Origin of the sequence: Aliiglaciecola sp. (assembly GCF_039982535.1) — a bacterium.
Classification (GTDB): domain Bacteria; phylum Pseudomonadota; class Gammaproteobacteria; order Enterobacterales; family Alteromonadaceae; genus Aliiglaciecola.
This window is the reverse complement of record NZ_JBDWYG010000010.1, coordinates 1-17,077: the sequence shown is the minus strand read 5'-3', so window position 1 is coordinate 17,077 and position 17,077 is coordinate 1. Positions and strand designations below refer to the sequence as shown.

Below are 17,077 nucleotides of genomic sequence, written 5' to 3'. Positions count from 1 at the left end.
TAGTATTCCGCTTAACAAGCATTTAATCAGTCGCATATCCGTTTTGTGGAAGTTCCTGTCCATCTAATACTGCCTTATTGTTGATCATCATTAATCGCTGCTTACAAAACCAGTCTACAACAAGTGGATAAATATTTCGCTCTTGTTGCTGTACTCTTTGGGCTAATTCAGCGGCACTATCATGCTCAAAAACGGGGACTTTGGATTGAATAATCACTGGGCCACCATCAAGTTCTGGTGTTACAAAGTGCACCGAAGCGCCATGTTCCGCGTCTTTTGCATCAATGGCTTTTTGATGGGTATTTAAACCTTTATATTTGGGTAACAATGAGGGGTGGATGTTAACCATCTTACCGCTAAAGCTACTTACAAACTGTTCGGTCAAAATACGCATAAAACCAGCCAGTACCACTAAATCAGGTGAGTATTTGTCGATTTCAGCTTTTAAGGCTTGGTCATACTCACTACGGCTATCAAACTCACGGTGATTCACGCAAAGGGCGTCTATTCCGGCGTCTTTTGCACGTTGTAAGCCAAATGCAGTTGGTTCATTTGAAATAACTGCGGTTACTTTAGCTATATCAGCTTTGTCACTAAAATAGTCGATAATGGCCTGTAAATTAGAGCCATTACCGGAAACTAAAACAACAATTGATTTCACTGAACCACTCAATTAAATAATCTCAACTTGTTCTTGTTCTTCACCGCACTGGGCTATTTCACCTAATACCCAAGCATTTTCGCCTAGTTCATTTAGATAATTTACCGCTGCATCAGCTTCTGCTTGTGGTAATACAATCATCAGACCCACACCACAGTTAAAAGTTCGGAACATTTCGTGTTCTGTAATATTGCCTTTTTCTTGAAGCCAATCAAAAATCGCTGGTCGTGTCCAACTATTGCGATTTACAACCGCTTTCGCGTTATCGGGTAACACTCGAGGAATATTTTCCCAGAAGCCACCGCCAGTGATATGAGAAATGGCGTGGACTTTATGTTTTTCCAATAAGGCTAGAACCGATTTTACATAGATGCGGGTTGGCTCTAATAGGTGATCAGCGATAGTGCTATCTTCGAATGGGGTTTCAGGATCTGTACCGCTTACTTCTAGTACTTTCCGTACTAGAGAGTAGCCATTTGAATGAGGACCTGAAGAGGCTAGGGCAATAATTGCATCCCCAGGCGCAACCTGACTTCCATCAATAACTTCATCAGCTTCTACTACGCCAACACAGAAACCAGCAACATCGTAATCGTTACCGTGGTACATGCCAGGCATTTCAGCCGTTTCGCCACCAATTAAAGCGCAGCCAGATAATTCACAACCTGCACCAATACCGCTAACCACTTCGGTAGCCGTATCAACATCAAGCTTACCTGTGGCGTAATAGTCTAAGAAAAATAAAGGTTCGGCACCTTGAACGATTAAATCGTTTACGCACATTGCAACTAAATCGATACCAATTCCAAAGTGGCGTTTAAGATCCATCGCCAGTCTCAATTTTGTACCCACTCCATCGGTACCAGAGACTAATAGAGGTGAACGATACTTTTGAGGAATAGAGCACAATGCACCGAAACCTCCCAAGCCGCCTTTCACTTCTGGACGGTGAGTTTTTTTGGTCACTGACTTGATTCGTTCTACCAGTTGGTTTCCTGCATCAATATCGACGCCTGCGTCTTTATAACTCAGAGATGGATTAGAATCGCTCACAATATTCCTCAGTAAAAAATTTTTGCGGATTTTATCAGTATGGCAAAAGAAAAGGTACTGTAAATCAAGGTATTTTCTAGCAAGGTAACAAACTTTGTTAACGAAGTAGATTATTTTGACCAATAAAAACGGCCAAATTGCTTGAAAAACATACGTTAATGGTAAACATCCTTTAAACAAATGATGAAATTTTTATTTAGATCCATGACAATACTGCTTTGAATTTTCAAGAGTGTTTTTACTAATGCGTTGTCTGCTGTTTTTAACGTTATTAATTATTGCCCAATTTAATGGGGTGAACGCGGCTGTTGTTGAAGGACTATATAGCGCGTCTGTAGTAGTTGATGATCAATCTACAACTGCGCAGAAAAAAGCGGTGAAACAAGCCCTTGCTGAAGTGTTAGTGAAAGTTAGCGGTGATCAGAGTTTATTAGCTGATCAGGAAATCAAAGCATATTTAAATAACGCACAAAATATATTGTTGTCATATTCTTTCGAATCCTCCTCAGAAGGTCTGGTATATAAAGCTGAGTTTGATGTGAATAAAGTCGAAAGTGTTCTGCGCTCCACAGGATTTGCAATTTGGGGTAAACATCGCCCTCAAACGCTGGTTTGGTTGGCAATGGAAGATAAAGATACTGAGACCCGACAACTATTCTCCGATAATCTCCATCAAAACTTAATCGATGTGGCCAAGCAAACCGCCAAGGCTCGCGGTATTGATATAGCGTTTCCGATAATGGACTTAACCGATATTCAACAAGTAAGTGTGTATGATGTTTGGTCTAGCTACACCCAGAACTTAGTTGAAGCAAGTGAACGCTACGGCACTGAATATGTGATGTCAGGACGTTTATTTTATCGAGATGAACAACCTACTACAGAGCTGTTAGAAGAAGCTGACGAGGCGTTACAATCAGCACCTAAAAAACTCAATGTGTGGGTACTTGAATGGTTAATCACCCGTCGAGGTGCATTTAATTCTGGAGAAGTGGAAGCTAGCTCACCAGAACAAGCCGTCGAAAAAGCCATTAATATGATAACCGATGAATTAGCTGAAAAGTATGCAATTGAAGCGGTTGCTGGTGACGGTACGGAAAATAAAACACAGATAGTTATTGGTAATATTTCATCATTAACGGCTTACACAGACGTGTTAGAGTTTTTGAATAATTTGTCGGTGGTTATCGATGTAACCTTAGTAGAACAACAAGGTGGCTTTTCGACTTTCGAGTTAGAATTATTTGGTGCTAAGGAAAATCTTGATGAAGCTTTCCGGTTAGATAATAGAATTGAAAGTCCAAGAGACGATTTTAGTCAGTCTGACGTCAATAAACCTTATTTTTGGAGACCTTAATTTGGTTGACGATCAGTTACCAAAGCAAATCTCTTTAGATGTTGATTTGCCCGACGAACAGACATTCGACTCTTTGGTGGTGGGTGATAATTCTTTAATTTATCAACATTGCGGATTACTTGTTGAACAAAGTGAATCAACAGAGTTACCTTTTCTCACCTATATTTCAGGCGGCGCTGGCACGGGCAAAAGCCATTTATTAGTGGCCATGTCACACAACGCTGCACAACAACAGAAATCTCATTTTTATTTAGCTCTGGATGCAACGCTGCGGTATCCCCATACGATTTTGGATGGTATGGAAAATATCCAACTGCTTTGTATCGATAACATTCAGCACATTCAACATAGCAAAGATTGGCAAAGAGCGCTGTTTGATCTGATTAATCGTATTCGTGAAACGCAAGTATGTAAGCTGGTCGTTAGCTGTGACCGTGGTCCTAAACAACTGCAATTTGAATTAGCTGATTTAGTCTCGCGGTTAGCTTGGGGAATTAGTTTCAGTTTAGCGCCTCTAGATGATCAAGACGCCTGTGAGGCATTAAATATTAAAGCAAAACAGCGAGGAATTAGTATTTCTCGTGAATCATTACAGTTTTTGATCAGTCATGCTAAACGAGACATGCATAGTCTAGTAGCAGCACTTGATGAACTGCAATTTCAAGGCATACAAGAAAAACGAAAAATTAGCATTCCTTTTATCAAACAAGTGCTCGATCTTTAGCCGTTATTTTCATTTCATTTTCGTTTAACTTGTACTGTTATAAAATACCTAGATTACCTCTTTTTAGTTAACAGCTTACTTTTCAAAAGAGGCTTTTTCTTTAGCCATTTCATCTTTTAATTTAGGAATGCTAAGGCCCAATTCTTTGCCTCTCAGGCGAGCATAAAAGCTACAACCGATAAACATGGCAAAACTTAATACTATTTCAATCAACGCGTAATACCGCTCATCGGCTACGGCATAAAAGCTGGTGAGGCCGTGAATAATATAAAACATGACAATAAAATTTGCCCAAGCATGGGTATAAGGTTTGCCTTTTAAAATACCGGCCATGGGAAATAGCAAAGGAATAGTCCAAGCAATCGTTAAAAATATTTCGAACTGCTCACTTCTGCCTGTTGGGGTTGCCAGAAATAGATGCCAAACGGGAACCCATACTAACAATAACAGGTAACTTACTAAGGCTAACTTTCGATAGATACTGGTTGGAATTTTCATTTTTGTCCTAGTTTTTGGGCTAACGAAGCGAGTCGTTTTCCCTGGGCAATACATAAAGCTTGTTCGTCTTGACTTAATTCAGGTTTGTTTTGCAAACTCACATGAGTCACACCGTAAGGGCTACCACCGGTTTGAGTTGTATGCAATTTAGGTTCGGAATAAGGCAGTCCAGAGATCACCATTCCGTGATGCAATAACGGGATCATCATGGTCAATAAGGTCGACTCTTGGCCACCATGCATACTACTGGAAGAGGTAAACACACAAGCCGGCTTAGCGTTCAAATTAGCAGACAGCCATAGTGAGGATGTTGAGTCCCAGAAGTGTTTCATGGCCCCACTCATATTTCCGAATCGAGTAGGGCTGCCTAGTGCCAACGCACTGCAGTTAGCCAGTTCATCTAGCGTTACATACGGGTCCCCCGACTCAGGTACCGCTTGCTGACTAAAGTCTATGCCTGTAGATACTTTAGGCACAGTGCGAACGATCACATCAGCCCCTTGCATCTGCGCACCTAAGGCTATTTTGTTAGCTAAGTTTCGCGTTGCACCATGTAAGCTGTAGTACAAAACTAAAACTGGGCCCACTATAAAATGTCCAATACAGATTCAGGTGGACGGCCAATTTTAGCTTGCTTGTTGTTTACGACAATTGGGCGCTCAATCAGTTTGGGGTAGGTGGCCATTGCTGTAATTAATTGAGATGCCGTGACATTTTCTTCACCAAGATTATTCTCTGTGTAATCTTTTTCTTTTAAACGCATCATTTTGCGTGGATCGTCAATTTTCAACAGCGCCATAAGTTCTTCAATTTGCGGCACCGATAATGGCGTTTTTAAGTATTCAATAATTTCTGGCTGTAGGCCTTTTCCGGTTAGCAGTTCTAAAGTTTGACGACTCTTGCTACAGCGCGGATTATGATAAATTGTTAGGTTTTGCATAATTAGTTTACTTTTCATTGCCAATTAAATTGCAGTATTCTAAAGGGTAATGCACAGTGGCAACAAATGTTATTTGGATTGTTGTGCTAATTTCATTATCAAAGCAGTGAATTAGATAGGAAAACGCAGAGTTTATGTTTAAAAAATTGCTCTTCATCAGTTTTGGATTTGCAGCCGCGGTTGCGGGGTTTTACCTATCAATGAGTCTTAAATCTGACTTTACCACTGTGGATGGGGAAAGTTACCAGTGGCAAGATTTTGAAGGTCAGTATTTAGTTGTAAACTATTTTGCCGAGTGGTGTGCGCCTTGTTTAAAAGAGATCCCAGAGTTAAACGAGTTTGAACGCTTCGCCAGCACTGAAACAGACGTGGCATTGTTAGCGGTCAATTTTGATAACTTACCTGATCCTGAATTAATGGCGTTAAAACAAAAGTATCAAATTGAATTTACAGTTATCTCTGGTTTACCGGAAAATGCGGTATTTACTAAACCCAAATCATTGCCTACTACTTTTATCATTGGTCCTGACGGTGTGCTGATTAAACAACTGCAAGGTGAGCAAAGTAACGCAAGTTTACAGAATATAATTATTCAGTTGCGCCAACGCCAAAGTGAGCAGTCGATTTAAAGAGATTTAATCTTATCAATTTGTTCTCTAATCTGATCGATTCTAGCCCTAATACGCTGTTTTTCTAACTGCCTATCACCCGCAAAATTATAAGCGCTGTGAAGCTCATCTATGGCTCTGGAATAGGCACTGACCAAAACATATACTTCAGCTTTACTTTGATGCATTTCTAACATTTGGCGGTTTTCTAGATATGCATCGGTAAGTAACTGTAAGGCCAACAGGTTATTTGGGTTAACCAATAAAAAGTCTTTTAATAGGCTTGTGGCTTTTTTGATATCCCCTTTTTTAATTAGTATGTTGGCTAAATTTAATGCAATAACACTATTGTGAGGTGTGTGTTTCGCTTGCTCTGACAACATGGCAATAGCCGGCTCGAAGTTCTTTTGTGCGATCGCTAAGTCAGTGGCGATATCGAGATAAAATAGATTATCAGGATCGTTTTTTATTAACTGATCAACGATTCTTTGGGCTTCAGCGTATTGTTCATTTTCAAAATAGGATAGGGCCAAGCCATACATAGCAGACTGCTTGAAAACATATTTTTGTTTATCAATGACATCTTTGAAGGTGATTATATTGTCTTTCGGGTTGCCATAATAACGGGCAATAATTCTAGTTTTTGCCAAATGGAAACTGAGCCTTACGGGCACTTGTCTAACATTATAAGAACTTGCACGACTTCGAGCATCAGAAATACGTGATTGTGGAAGAGGGTGAGTTAACAAATACGCAAAAGGCGTAGATTGAAGACGATACTTTTCTGCTAATTTTCCGAAAAAGCTTGCCGCAGCATTGGGATCGTAGCCACTTTGAGCCAATACCTGGATACCTATACGGTCAGCTTCCCGCTCGTTTGAGCGAGTATAATTGATTGATGCTTGTTGCGCTGCAGCGTTGGTGGCACTCATGGCTGCCATACCCGCTTCGGGGTTAGCGATAGCCAATAACACACTGCCGAAAATGGAAGCTAACTGTAAGGGTGTGGATTTTTGCTGTGCCTGCATTTTGCGAGCAATGTGACGCTGAGTAACGTGAGCAATTTCGTGAGCAAGTACGGAGGCTAATTCACTCTCATTGTCTGAATTAAATATTAGGCCAGTGTGAACACCTACGTGACCACCAAAAAACGCAAATGCATTAATATCGGCATTGTTGATTAGAAAAAACTTAAACGGAAATTTAACGTTATCAGCTTGTACAACTAATCGATTTCCTAAATCTTGCAGGTATTCATCTAATAAAGGATCATTTAAAAGTGGTGCTTGACCACGAAGTTGGCGCATCAGTATTTCGCCAATTTGCATTTCTTTGTCAATACTAATGGCATCTGATGCTACCACACCAATTTCTGGTAAGGCGTTGCGCTGGTGCTGATCACTAACTTGCGCTATCACTGAACTTGAGGAAAACGCGAATAGGGCAGAAGCTACTGCTACAAAAAGACTTTTGGCCATATTTTTCAAACTAACTTCTCTCAAATTTCTCTATCCACTCTAAATGTATGGGTTAATACGCCTGTTTGAAACAGCTGAACACAAATAAGTTCAGTTTTTTACGTCAGTTTTATGTAAATCAAGCGGTAATATATCATTACACTTAGCATATAAGAGCAGATATCTTATATTCTAATTTCATTTAAATTTAATTATTAAACGTGCAATGATAGTGTAAATTATTATGCAGTTATAAAACGAACCTCGCAGCTAGTTGCTTTACGACCATTGTCGTGTTGAGTAAACAACCCCCACAGAAGTAAAAATAGGCAGGAAATTACATGTTTGAGATGTTAGATCGCTGGTATAAGCGTAAGTTTTCGGATCCGGATTCTCTTATGCTACTCATGCTACTGATCTTTGTATCCGTATTATTCGCTATTTGGGGCGATATACTGATGCCTGTCATTGTGGCAGCAGTTATCGCCTATTTGCTCGATTGGCCATTAATGCAGTTGATGAAGTTAGGCATTAACCGTATGTATGCCACTACTATTATTGTATTGGCATTTATTGCAGTGTGTATTTTGACCTTTATTGGATTGGTTCCGGTTATTACCCAACAAAGTGTCAATTTGATTAAAGAAACGCCACAAATCTGGAATAAGGGACAAGAGTGGTTATTGACCTTGCCTGATTTGTATCCAAATTTTATCCAAATTTACCATATTCAAAATGTATTGGAGGAGATCAATCAAAAGATTGTTCAAGTGGGTGAAACCCTTATCTCAGCCTCTTTTAGTTCCCTAGCGGATTTAGGTGCCATATTAATTTATCTCATTTTAGTACCTTTAATGCTGTTTTTTATGCTTAAAGATAAGAACTTATTGATTGATAATCTAATGCGTATTTTGCCCAATGAACGACGCTTGATTAAACAAGTCAGTTCAGAAATGAACTTGCAAATTGCTAATTATATCCGCGGTAAAGTAATTGAAATAATTATTGTGGGTGCAGTATCCTCAATTACCTTTGCCCTGATGGATCTTCGTTATGCAGTGCTATTGGGAGTGCTGGTTGGCTTTTCAGTTTTAATTCCCTATATAGGTGCAGCCGTTGTCACTTTACCCATTGCCATTGTGGCGCTGTTTCAGTGGGGGATTACTTCGGACTTTTGGTATCTAATGGTTGCCTACGCTATTATTCAAGCGTTAGATGGCAATGTGTTAGTGCCCATATTGTTTTCCGAGGCGGTGAGCTTACATCCCATATATATTATTGTTGCTGTGCTGTTTTTTGGCGGTCTATGGGGATTCTGGGGGGTATTTTTCGCCATTCCCTTAGCTACATTAGTTAAAGCCGTTATCAACGCCTGGTCACCAAATGTGCATCCTCCTCAGGAAAGTACCCTTTAAACCACAAAGCTATTAAAAACGGTTATTAAATAAAAAAGGGAGCATAAATTTGCTCCCTATTTTATTTCACTAGCTCTAAATTTATTTGTTAGTTAAATAATCTAAAACTACCTGGTGATGGTCTTTGGTTTTGAATTTGTTGAAAACGTGTTCGATGTTGCCGCTTTCATCAACTAGAAATGATGTACGTACAACGCCCATATTTTCGCGACCCATGAATTTCTTCAATTGCCAAACCCCATAATCTTCACACACAGCGTGATCTTCGTCAGCAAGTAAGGTGAAATTAAGCTCTTGCTTGTTGGTGAAGTTGGTGAGCTTTTTAGGTGTATCAGGGCTTATGCCAAGGATCACAACATTTAATTCATCCAGTTCTGATTTAGTGTCTCTTAGAGCGCAAGCTTGCACAGTACAGCCTGGCGTGGAGGCTCTAGGATAAAAATACACTAGCACTTTCTTGCCTTTAAAATCTGCTAATGAGACGGCGTTGTCATTTTGGTCTTGTAGGGTGAACAGCGGCGCTTTATCGCCAGCTTGAAGTTGATTCATGTATAGATCCTAATTAATTGGTTAAGTTATGTTTGACAATTTTTCAGCAGATGGGCAGCTAGCCTGGTTACTTAAATTAATGATTTTCGCTGATTTTGCCTGACAAATTTAAGCTATCGAGTAATGCATTAAACTGGCTGGTGAGTCCGGCCATATCTCCCTCAAGGGGCATACTTGCAACGAACTTTACTTTCATCTTCTCTTTTTGACTATCTTGGTCGGTGAAAGTGTGTTGCCGCAAAGCACTAATAGCTGCATCGAAACTGGTTAACAAAGTTGATACCTTGTGAATAACCCCAGGTATATCGTCACCACTTATTTGTACATCAATAAGGTGTTCCAAATTTTGCTTACTATGGCGTTTGGTACGCTTCATCATAGACAGTAGATCATGGTTCTGGCAGGTTTGTGGTAATTTAAGTTCAGCTTTCGTGATTTCTAACTGCGACCCTTCCAAAATCATGGTGAGGGAAAAGTCTTCGCCATAAATAGCTTGTCGGCTGTCCAAAATGTTGCAACCTGTGGCGCTGACAGTGTTAGAAATTTCACTTAAAATTCCCAGATTGTTGCCGCCCATAATGGTAACGATGAGTTGTTGTTTCATTAATTAAAATTAATTCAAAGTAAAAACGATGAGGGTATTATAAAGGAATTTTTAAACTAATAAAAAACAACTATTTAAGTTTGTCTATTCGGAACTAAAATACGCCAATAAAACCTAAGCCAGTTAATCTTGTTGGCAAACTAACTAGAGCAATACTATTTTATTGATTATCTGCTTGTTTTTAGCGGGCTTGATCATTACCATTAGGCGTTCATTTTTGTGGAGAAAACATGTTTAAAGGTAGTTTTGTAGCGCTTGTGACCCCGATGAACCCAGACGGGGAGGTAGATTATGTTGGACTTAAAAAGCTTGTTGAGTTTCATGTAGAAAATGGAACCCATGGTTTGGTGTCTGTTGGCACAACCGGCGAATCAGCAACTTTACCCTTTGAAGAACATATCGAAGTGGTGAAGAAGACCGTTGAATATGCCAAAAATGCAATCCCTGTGATAGCTGGCAGTGGAGCCAATTCAACGTCTGAAGCAATTTTCCTAAGTAAACAATTGGCGAATACCGGAATTGCTGGCTTTTTAAGTGTGGTGCCTTATTACAACAAACCACAGCAAAAAGGCATGGTTGCCCATTTTGAAGCCATAGCGGATGCCACAGATTTACCTGTTCTGTTGTACAACGTACCAGGCAGAACCGTAGCGGACATGCTGCCAGAAACGGTTGCTGAATTAGCAAAGCACAAAAATATTGTTGGATTAAAAGATGCAACTGGGGATATGGAGCGTTTAAAACAAACCCAAGCCCTAGTACCAGACGACTTTTTATTACTTAGTGGTGATGATTTAACGAGTTGCGAATTTTTATGCAATGGTGGCCACGGTGTGATTTCGGTTACGGCTAATATAGTCCCGGCTGAAATGGCGAAAATGTGTGAATCGGCAGCGGCTGGTGATTTTGCTGAGGCAAAACGTATTGACCAATCTGTAGCAGCCTTTCACGAAGCTTTATTTATTGAACCCAATCCAGTATTGCCAAAGTGGGTTTTATACAAAATGGGCTTAATTGACAGTGCTTTTTTACGATTACCGTTAATTCTTCCGGAACTCCAATCCAAAAAAGTTATCGAAGACGTCATGCGTGCAACAGGCATTACGATTAATGGTTAGAAAAAACACAAAGGAAACAAGCATGGTTCGATTGACAATTTTAGCAGTATGTCTAGGTGTAGGCGCTTTAAGCGGTTGTACTAGCCTTGAAGAAAGGCAGCGTGCCAATGGTGATTATGACTACGTGGAATCTGAAGAAAATGTACCTTATAAAGTACCCAGTGACGTAGACACTCCTTATTTGAAAAATGATTACGATATTCCCGAACTAGGTGAAAATGCACCTAAAGAACTCATCGGCGATAAAGTAACGGTAACATCACCATCATTAGTGCTACCTTTAGTATCTGGCTCACATGTTGAGGAAGGGTTAAAAGAAGCAACGGTCTGGTTTGATCAAATTGATGATTCAGAGCCTTTGGATACGACCATTTGGAACTCGGTGATCAGTTTCTTGGATAAAAGAGACATTGGTGTAGTTGAGTTTGACAAAGAAGCGCAAGTGCTTGTAACCGATTGGATGATCATTGAACCAGATGAAAACAATAGCTGGTTTAATTGGACAACCACTGAACGTAGCATCGGTCGTCGATTTGAGTTTAATTTAGATATTAAACCCCATGGTCGAACGGCTAAGCTGAAAGTTGTACTTCGTGATTATTTAGAGACGGTTGGTGAAGAGGTTATTGCCGATTTAAATCTTGAACAATCTCGTCGTAACGAAGTAGAAATATTAAACCAAGTGATCAGTCACTATGAAAAGCAAGTTCGTTTGGAGGATGTGAAAAGAATCCGCCAAATTCGTAGCGGGTTTGGCTTAGAGATGGGATTCAATGCCGATGGTGATCCCGCTTACGTAGTTGATGGTGAATATGATTTGGTTTGGCCTCGTTTATTGCTTGTGCTTCGTAAACTAGGTTTTAATGTAAAAGATTTAGATAAATCCACGGGCCTATTGTTCGTTAATTACGGTGGAGCAGAGAGTTCCTGGTGGGATAACTTATTTTCAAAAAGCGATAGTCAACTTGAGTTAGAAAAAACTGACTACCGTATCCAAGTTAAAAAACAAGGACCGAAAACCTCTTTCACTTTGCTAACTGAAGAAAGCGAACCTTTTGAGGTGAAAAAAGTGACTGATTTGTATCCAGACTTCAAAGAAGCAATGGGTACAGAAAACCTAGATATCTAATTGACAACACGTACTTAATTGGAATTTGCAGCATGAGTTTAGCCAACGCGGTTTTAGCGGTAAATGATGACTTACCGATTCGAACCCATGATCCTGTTCATAGTGGAAAAGTTCGCTCGGTATATTGGTTAACAGAAGAAGACAGTCGCCGACTTATTCTGCAACACAATTATGATGTTGCAGAAGACACTCCTTTGGCCGTGATGGTAATTAGCGATCGTATATCAGCCTTTGATTGTGTTTGGCGTGCAGAAGGCGGGTTAGATGGAGTACCAGGTAAAGGTGCAGCGTTAAATGCCATATCTAATCATTGGTTTGATTTATTTAAACAGCAAGGTCTAGCTGATAGCCATATCCTCGATGTACCTCATCCTCTAGTATGGATTGTACAAAAAGCCAAACCAGTGCTCATCGAAGCGATTGGAAGACAGTACATTACTGGGTCTATGTGGCGAGCATACAGTAAAGGCGACCGTGATTTTTGCGGTATCAAACTACCTGAAGGCCTGGAAAGGGACAGTAAATTAGCCGAATTGCTCATCACCCCGTCAACTAAAGGTGTGCTTAAAGGGATACCAGGTGTGCAAGAAGCCGATGATGCCAACATTACTAGGCAATCTATTGTTGACCACTTTACTCGTTTTAATTTTAAACAGATTAATGATGTTGATTTGTATGAAAAGCTGCTAAAACAAGGCTTTGATGTCATATCGTCAGCGTTATCTGCTATTGACCAAATATTCGTAGATACTAAATTTGAGTTTGGTTATGTCAAGGATAGGCTAGGGCGAGACAAACTTATTTACATGGACGAAGTAGGAACGCCAGATTCATCGCGTATTTGGGATGGCCCTGCATATCGAAATGGCAAGGTGATTGAAAACTCTAAAGAGGGCTTTAGGCAAATGTTGTTACAGTATTTTCCAGAGCCTGACATATTGCTCAACAAAGACCGAATGCCAGAGCGTGATGCGTTAGCACAAAATAACCTTTTGCCCCAACAGGCACTGATGGATTTGTCACAAACCTACGTTAATATAGCTGAAAAAATCACTGGGAAACCCATACATCTTAGCGATAATCCTAAACAAGAAATTATTGATGTATTGCAAAACAAATACGGATTGGTGGATTAATTCAGCCAATCCGTATAGGCAATTTAGTTGTCCGTCAAAACTTCCCCAACTAAATTAAGCAAGTGAGAAGAAAGCTCAAATATTTACAATTGTAATCTGCATAGAACCATTGTTAAGAGGTCGTTATGGCGAACAACTACCATTTTTACGAACCCAAAAATGGGCACCCTTTAAAACATGATCCCTTTAATTCTATTATCGCACCAAGACCAATAGGATGGATTTCAACTTTAAATGAAGATGGTAGTGCCAACCTCGCACCCTATAGTTTTTTCAACGCATTTAATTACACTCCGCCAATTATCGGCTTTTCAAGTATAGGTTTTAAAGATTCCGTCAGGAATGCTCAGCAAAACGGTGAGTTTTGTTGGAATTTAGTGACTAGAGATTTAGCCGAGAATATGAATCAGACCAGTGCAATGGTTGACAGTGATGAGTTCGAGCTCGCTGGTTTAGAAAAGCGAGGCTCTCAAAAAGTTAAATGCCCTCATGTTGCTAATTCGCCAGTTATTATGGAGTGTAAAACATCGCAAGTGGTTCAGTTAAAAACCGCCAGTGGTCAAGAGAGCGACAGCTACCTAGTGTTAGGAGAGGTGGTTGCAGTTCATATTGAAAAATCTGCAGTTATTGAGGGGATATACCAAACCGCGCTGAATCAACCGGTTATGCGAGGTGGAGGTCCTGCTGATTATTTTTCAGTTAGTGAACAACAAAAATTTACTTTAGCCAGACCCAAATAGAACCTAAAGAAGCTTGGAATAAATGTTGGTTAACTGGCTATTTGTTGCTTCTGTAATTGTTCAAACCACGCCAAAGCTTCATCGTTGTTACTAAAATAGCGGATATTTTGAAACCGTACCGATTCAACTCTATGTCTAGCGATTTGAGCGATGATTTTATTTTCTATAAGCAGTGCTTTAGCTACCATGTTGCGCGTGTTAACCCAAGTATTAAAGTCATTGATCATAGCATATGCTTCTGGTGTTGCCCCTTCTAATTCGAGCAAATCACCCAAAACTAAAAAGGGTTTGTCGCCAAATTGTTCAAGCAGAACTTTAAATTCCTTAACGAAAAGCTCTGTGGTCGCTGCGTTAAACATGCCAACAAAACGCATGCGCGCAATATTACCATCGATAGACAAATTGTAGGAACCGTAAGGCGTTTTCATAATCACTATCCTCTTGATTAAGTTTGCACTGCCTAGGTTGCAAACGGTTAAATTATTGCTCTAACACAGTTAGGATAGCTAAATTGACGGTAAAATAAACAAAAATAGTGCTAATTTAGTCTAAAGTATAAGAGCGAAAGATTTTAAACTGCGTGGTTTGTGAAGGAACTGAGAAGGGGCATTAGAATAAAACGGTTTAGTTTGATGAGAGCGATAAGACAATTCGATTTTTTTAGGTTAGAGAGGGCATTTACCCTTTTTCAATATTGATGTTGTTAACCCATTTAATGGCGGTTTGGATATCTTCAAAGTACTTCACATTCTGCTTTTTTAGTTCCGGCACTCTGCTAGACACAATCTTTCCAACGACATCATTCGAAACCACAATAGCTTTTGCCACTAAATTCTGCGTATTCACCCATTGGTTGAAATTATCAATCATGTTGTAACCATCAGGAGTTAGGCCCTCCATTTCTCTGATATCTATTAGCATACAAAATGCTTTACCTTCAAACTGGGTAATTAACTGTTTTGTTTCACGTAAGTAGGTGCGAGCTGTTTTGCCACTAAACATTCCTGTAAACGTTTGATAGACAATCCGGCCTTCAACTTTAAACTCATAAGAGCCTAGGGGCGTTTTCATTTAACTTGATTTTCCCGTTTTTTAGCCAACGTTAAATGTGTAAATATAACTTTCTAACTACTTTAAATATGGCACAAGCTCTGAATTTCAGAAAGTTCTAGAGTGATTCTTTTTTACACTAAGACATACTCTTTTTGAGTTAACTATATTGCCAATTAGTATCAGTGAAAGAGACTAATTAAAGGAAACAAAAAGTAGGCAAGGAAATGGACAACAGTTAAAAAGAGTTCTAAAAAAGAGAGGCGAAACATTAGTAATAATTTTAGCCAACCCGGAATATTTCTTGATAACAACGATATTACTGAAAATTTCCCCATTTCAAACAAAACCAAATAGTTATTTTGCTTATATTTTTAACCTGTACAGGCACTTGTAACCTATGTTAAAAAAGAACAACGTGAAAACAAGGAAATATTCCGCGTCGATAAAACGGATTTTTTCTTACTAAGAATATTGTTATGAGGTTTAAAGGAATTAGTGTTTCGGCAGTATAAACTAATTCTAAATTGGCTAGTTTTCTAGGTTTTTACCCATCGCAATTCATTCGTTTTTTAAATGTAGCTGTTTAGCATTTTTAGATTATTCAAGGGTAGCGTAACAGCAACATTCAAAACTTTACCGGTAATTATTGTTGTTTATATCGTGTGGTACAACTTGCGACCACATTTTGTTAAACAAGCAGCGTGCATCTTTTAAAATCACTGTAATCAACATTCCGGTTGTTTTTAAAAAGCAAATAGGGTGTTATTACATGTATAGACTTTTTGAGGTTGGCATGTTGTCACCTCATAACAAACAAAAGCATCGGAAAAGCACTCGCTGGCTGCGCCAATACGCTCGCGTTTTCCGTTGTTTTGGAAGTTATAAAGCACATGGATAAGTTAAGTGATTAAGATTCTATTGATAGTTGGTTTTATTTTTATTGGTTTCTCAATCGCTATGTTCGTTGTTGATTTCTTACCAGTAGATTTTTTTCAAAATCAAAGTGACAGTACATATTTAAAAATTGTACCTACGGAAACAAGCTCGTTTTCTTGGTCACACTATAGAGTGCATGCTCTTGTTCTCGGTTTAGTATTATTGGGTATTGCTAAATATATGGGTGGGGTTTAGTAACGTGCTTTATAACAAAACAATCAACCACATTCGCTTCGCTCATTGGGAAAAATCCTCGCTGGCACTTCGTGCCAAAGCACTCGGCTTTTCCCGTTATTGTAAGCGTTAGGTTTCAGGGATTGAAATGGTATTTGATTCATTCGTCTTATATTTAAAGTGGCTAATACTTCTATCACTTTTGACCGTATTTGCTTACTTCCTTGTATATCCGATCTTTTTGATTTTTATTGTTATTGCTTGTTTTATCGTTCCCGTAGATCGTGTTCGCGTATCTCTTATTAAAAAATCATCGTTACCACCCGGCCAAAAAGTTTCATGGACATTGATTCTGTTATTTACAGCAATACCACTCGTACTGGGTGTTATTCATTCTTTTACCGTCCCATTAACCGGAAATTTGCAAAGACCTAATGTAGTTGTAATATGGTTATTATTCTTTGGGGTGTTTCCTTTGTGCCTCTATTCGTTTTGGTTTTTCAATACATCATCTTGGTTAAAGGCGCACAAAAGGCTCGCGAATAAACAATGAAACCTAACAAAAACATTATGTTCACTCGCTCCGCTCGCTGGGACGCATACTCACTGGCTGGCGCTTCGCGCAAGTATAGCCAGCAAGTCTGCGCCCCATATGTTGAGCGTTATACAGCAAGGAAGTATGAGCGAAAAATTCAAGCATAATAGCCTTAATCTAGGCTTTTCATCGCTAACAATTATATGTGCTTACTACTTGGGTGTCGGTGGTTTCTTGTTCTGGTTTGGTGGTCTTTTAATTATTCCCGCCATTGCTTTATGGTTTCAGTTTAAGTACTCACTTGGTAATCTAATTGAGCGTTTAGGTACTTCTGTCGTACCTTGGCTAGTTCTTTGCAGTGTTGGTTTATTTTGGGCGTCAAAAACTGAG

20 protein-coding genes are annotated in these 17,077 nt (G+C 39.4%); 10 read left to right on the top strand and 10 right to left on the bottom strand.

The window, feature by feature from the left end; all coding sequences use genetic code 11:
* Positions 1–22 precede the first annotated feature (22 nt).
* Entirely contained in the window at positions 23–673 is a 651-nt protein-coding gene (gene purN, locus ABJV04_RS01785; protein ID WP_348489395.1) for a phosphoribosylglycinamide formyltransferase, read from the bottom strand.
* Entirely contained in the window at positions 674–1,714 is a 1,041-nt protein-coding gene (gene purM, locus ABJV04_RS01780; protein ID WP_348489394.1) for a phosphoribosylformylglycinamidine cyclo-ligase, read from the bottom strand. It lies immediately after the preceding gene.
* A 244-nt stretch (positions 1,715–1,958) separates the two neighbouring features.
* Between purM and ABJV04_RS01775 the strand changes: the two genes are divergently transcribed.
* Positions 1,959–3,071 (top strand): DUF2066 domain-containing protein, encoded by a 1,113-nt coding sequence (locus ABJV04_RS01775; RefSeq protein ID WP_348489393.1) that lies wholly within the window; start codon positions 1,959–1,961, stop codon positions 3,069–3,071.
* A gap of 1 nt (position 3,072) precedes the next feature.
* Positions 3,073–3,795, top strand: a complete 723-nt coding sequence (hda, locus tag ABJV04_RS01770) for a DnaA regulatory inactivator Hda (RefSeq protein ID WP_348489392.1) — start codon at positions 3,073–3,075, stop codon at positions 3,793–3,795.
* A 75-nt stretch (positions 3,796–3,870) separates the two neighbouring features.
* Here hda and ABJV04_RS01765 read toward each other — a convergent pair whose 3' ends face one another.
* Genes ABJV04_RS01765 through arsC form a run of 3 tightly spaced genes read right to left on the bottom strand, consistent with a single transcriptional unit; the run spans position 3,871 to position 5,233 of the window.
* Positions 3,871–4,293 (bottom strand): DUF2069 domain-containing protein, encoded by a 423-nt coding sequence (locus ABJV04_RS01765; protein WP_348489391.1) that lies wholly within the window; start codon positions 4,291–4,293, stop codon positions 3,871–3,873.
* Positions 4,290–4,880, bottom strand: coding sequence for an NAD(P)H:quinone oxidoreductase (gene wrbA, locus ABJV04_RS01760; RefSeq protein ID WP_348489390.1), 591 nt, complete (start codon positions 4,878–4,880; stop codon positions 4,290–4,292). The genes ABJV04_RS01765 and wrbA overlap by 4 nt, the downstream gene beginning before the upstream one ends.
* A complete protein-coding gene (gene arsC / locus ABJV04_RS01755) occupies positions 4,880–5,233 on the bottom strand; it encodes an arsenate reductase (glutaredoxin) (protein ID WP_348489389.1) in 354 nt (117 codons plus the stop codon). Before arsC ends, wrbA begins: the two co-directional genes overlap by 1 nt.
* Before the next feature lie 134 nt (positions 5,234–5,367).
* On the opposite strand from arsC, the gene ABJV04_RS01750 reads away from it, so the two are divergent.
* On the top strand, positions 5,368–5,862 hold the full coding sequence (locus ABJV04_RS01750) for a TlpA disulfide reductase family protein (protein WP_348489388.1): 495 nt from the start codon (positions 5,368–5,370) through the stop codon (positions 5,860–5,862).
* On the opposite strand, the gene ABJV04_RS01745 is transcribed toward ABJV04_RS01750, so the two are convergent.
* Positions 5,859–7,343, bottom strand: coding sequence for a M48 family metalloprotease (locus ABJV04_RS01745; RefSeq protein ID WP_348489387.1), 1,485 nt, complete (start codon positions 7,341–7,343; stop codon positions 5,859–5,861). The two genes, ABJV04_RS01750 and ABJV04_RS01745, sit on opposite strands and share 4 nt — an antisense overlap.
* Before the next feature lie 296 nt (positions 7,344–7,639).
* Here ABJV04_RS01745 and ABJV04_RS01740 point away from each other — a divergent pair, with 296 nt between their 5' ends.
* Positions 7,640–8,713 (top strand): AI-2E family transporter, encoded by a 1,074-nt coding sequence (locus ABJV04_RS01740; protein ID WP_348489386.1) that lies wholly within the window; start codon positions 7,640–7,642, stop codon positions 8,711–8,713.
* 81 nt (positions 8,714–8,794) lie between these two features.
* Here the strand turns inward: ABJV04_RS01740 and bcp are convergent, their stop codons facing one another.
* Positions 8,795–9,262, bottom strand: a complete 468-nt coding sequence (gene bcp, locus ABJV04_RS01735; RefSeq protein ID WP_348489385.1) for a thioredoxin-dependent thiol peroxidase — start codon at positions 9,260–9,262, stop codon at positions 8,795–8,797.
* A 76-nt stretch (positions 9,263–9,338) separates the two neighbouring features.
* Positions 9,339–9,866, bottom strand: a complete 528-nt coding sequence (locus tag ABJV04_RS01730) for an ACT domain-containing protein (protein ID WP_348489384.1) — start codon at positions 9,864–9,866, stop codon at positions 9,339–9,341.
* Positions 9,867–10,096: 230 nt separating this feature from the next.
* Here ABJV04_RS01730 and dapA point away from each other — a divergent pair, with 230 nt between their 5' ends.
* The 4 genes from dapA (at position 10,097) to ABJV04_RS01710 (ending at position 13,989) form a co-directional block, all read left to right on the top strand.
* Complete coding sequence (gene dapA / locus ABJV04_RS01725) at positions 10,097–10,984, top strand: 4-hydroxy-tetrahydrodipicolinate synthase (protein WP_348489383.1); 888 nt, start codon at positions 10,097–10,099, stop codon at positions 10,982–10,984.
* A gap of 22 nt (positions 10,985–11,006) precedes the next feature.
* A complete protein-coding gene (bamC, locus tag ABJV04_RS01720) occupies positions 11,007–12,113 on the top strand; it encodes an outer membrane protein assembly factor BamC (protein ID WP_348489382.1) in 1,107 nt (368 codons plus the stop codon).
* Between the two features lie 32 nt (positions 12,114–12,145).
* The gene (locus tag ABJV04_RS01715; RefSeq protein WP_348489381.1) at positions 12,146–13,249 is read left to right on the top strand and encodes a phosphoribosylaminoimidazolesuccinocarboxamide synthase; all 1,104 of its coding nucleotides are present in this window, start codon (positions 12,146–12,148) and stop codon (positions 13,247–13,249) included.
* Positions 13,250–13,374: 125 nt separating this feature from the next.
* The gene (locus ABJV04_RS01710; RefSeq protein ID WP_348489380.1) at positions 13,375–13,989 is read left to right on the top strand and encodes a flavin reductase family protein; all 615 of its coding nucleotides are present in this window, start codon (positions 13,375–13,377) and stop codon (positions 13,987–13,989) included.
* 29 nt (positions 13,990–14,018) lie between these two features.
* Here the strand turns inward: ABJV04_RS01710 and ABJV04_RS01705 are convergent, their stop codons facing one another.
* Positions 14,019–14,417, bottom strand: a complete 399-nt coding sequence (locus ABJV04_RS01705) for a hypothetical protein (RefSeq protein WP_348489379.1) — start codon at positions 14,415–14,417, stop codon at positions 14,019–14,021.
* Between the two features lie 250 nt (positions 14,418–14,667).
* Positions 14,668–15,060: an STAS/SEC14 domain-containing protein gene (locus tag ABJV04_RS01700; protein WP_348489378.1), complete on the bottom strand. Its 393-nt coding sequence runs from the start codon at positions 15,058–15,060 to the stop codon at positions 14,668–14,670.
* A gap of 885 nt (positions 15,061–15,945) precedes the next feature.
* Here ABJV04_RS01700 and ABJV04_RS01695 point away from each other — a divergent pair.
* The gene (locus tag ABJV04_RS01695; RefSeq protein WP_348489377.1) at positions 15,946–16,173 is read left to right on the top strand and encodes a hypothetical protein; all 228 of its coding nucleotides are present in this window, start codon (positions 15,946–15,948) and stop codon (positions 16,171–16,173) included.
* 658 nt (positions 16,174–16,831) lie between these two features.
* A partial coding sequence (locus ABJV04_RS01690; RefSeq protein ID WP_348489376.1) for a hypothetical protein occupies positions 16,832–17,077 on the top strand: 246 nt, incomplete at its 3' end.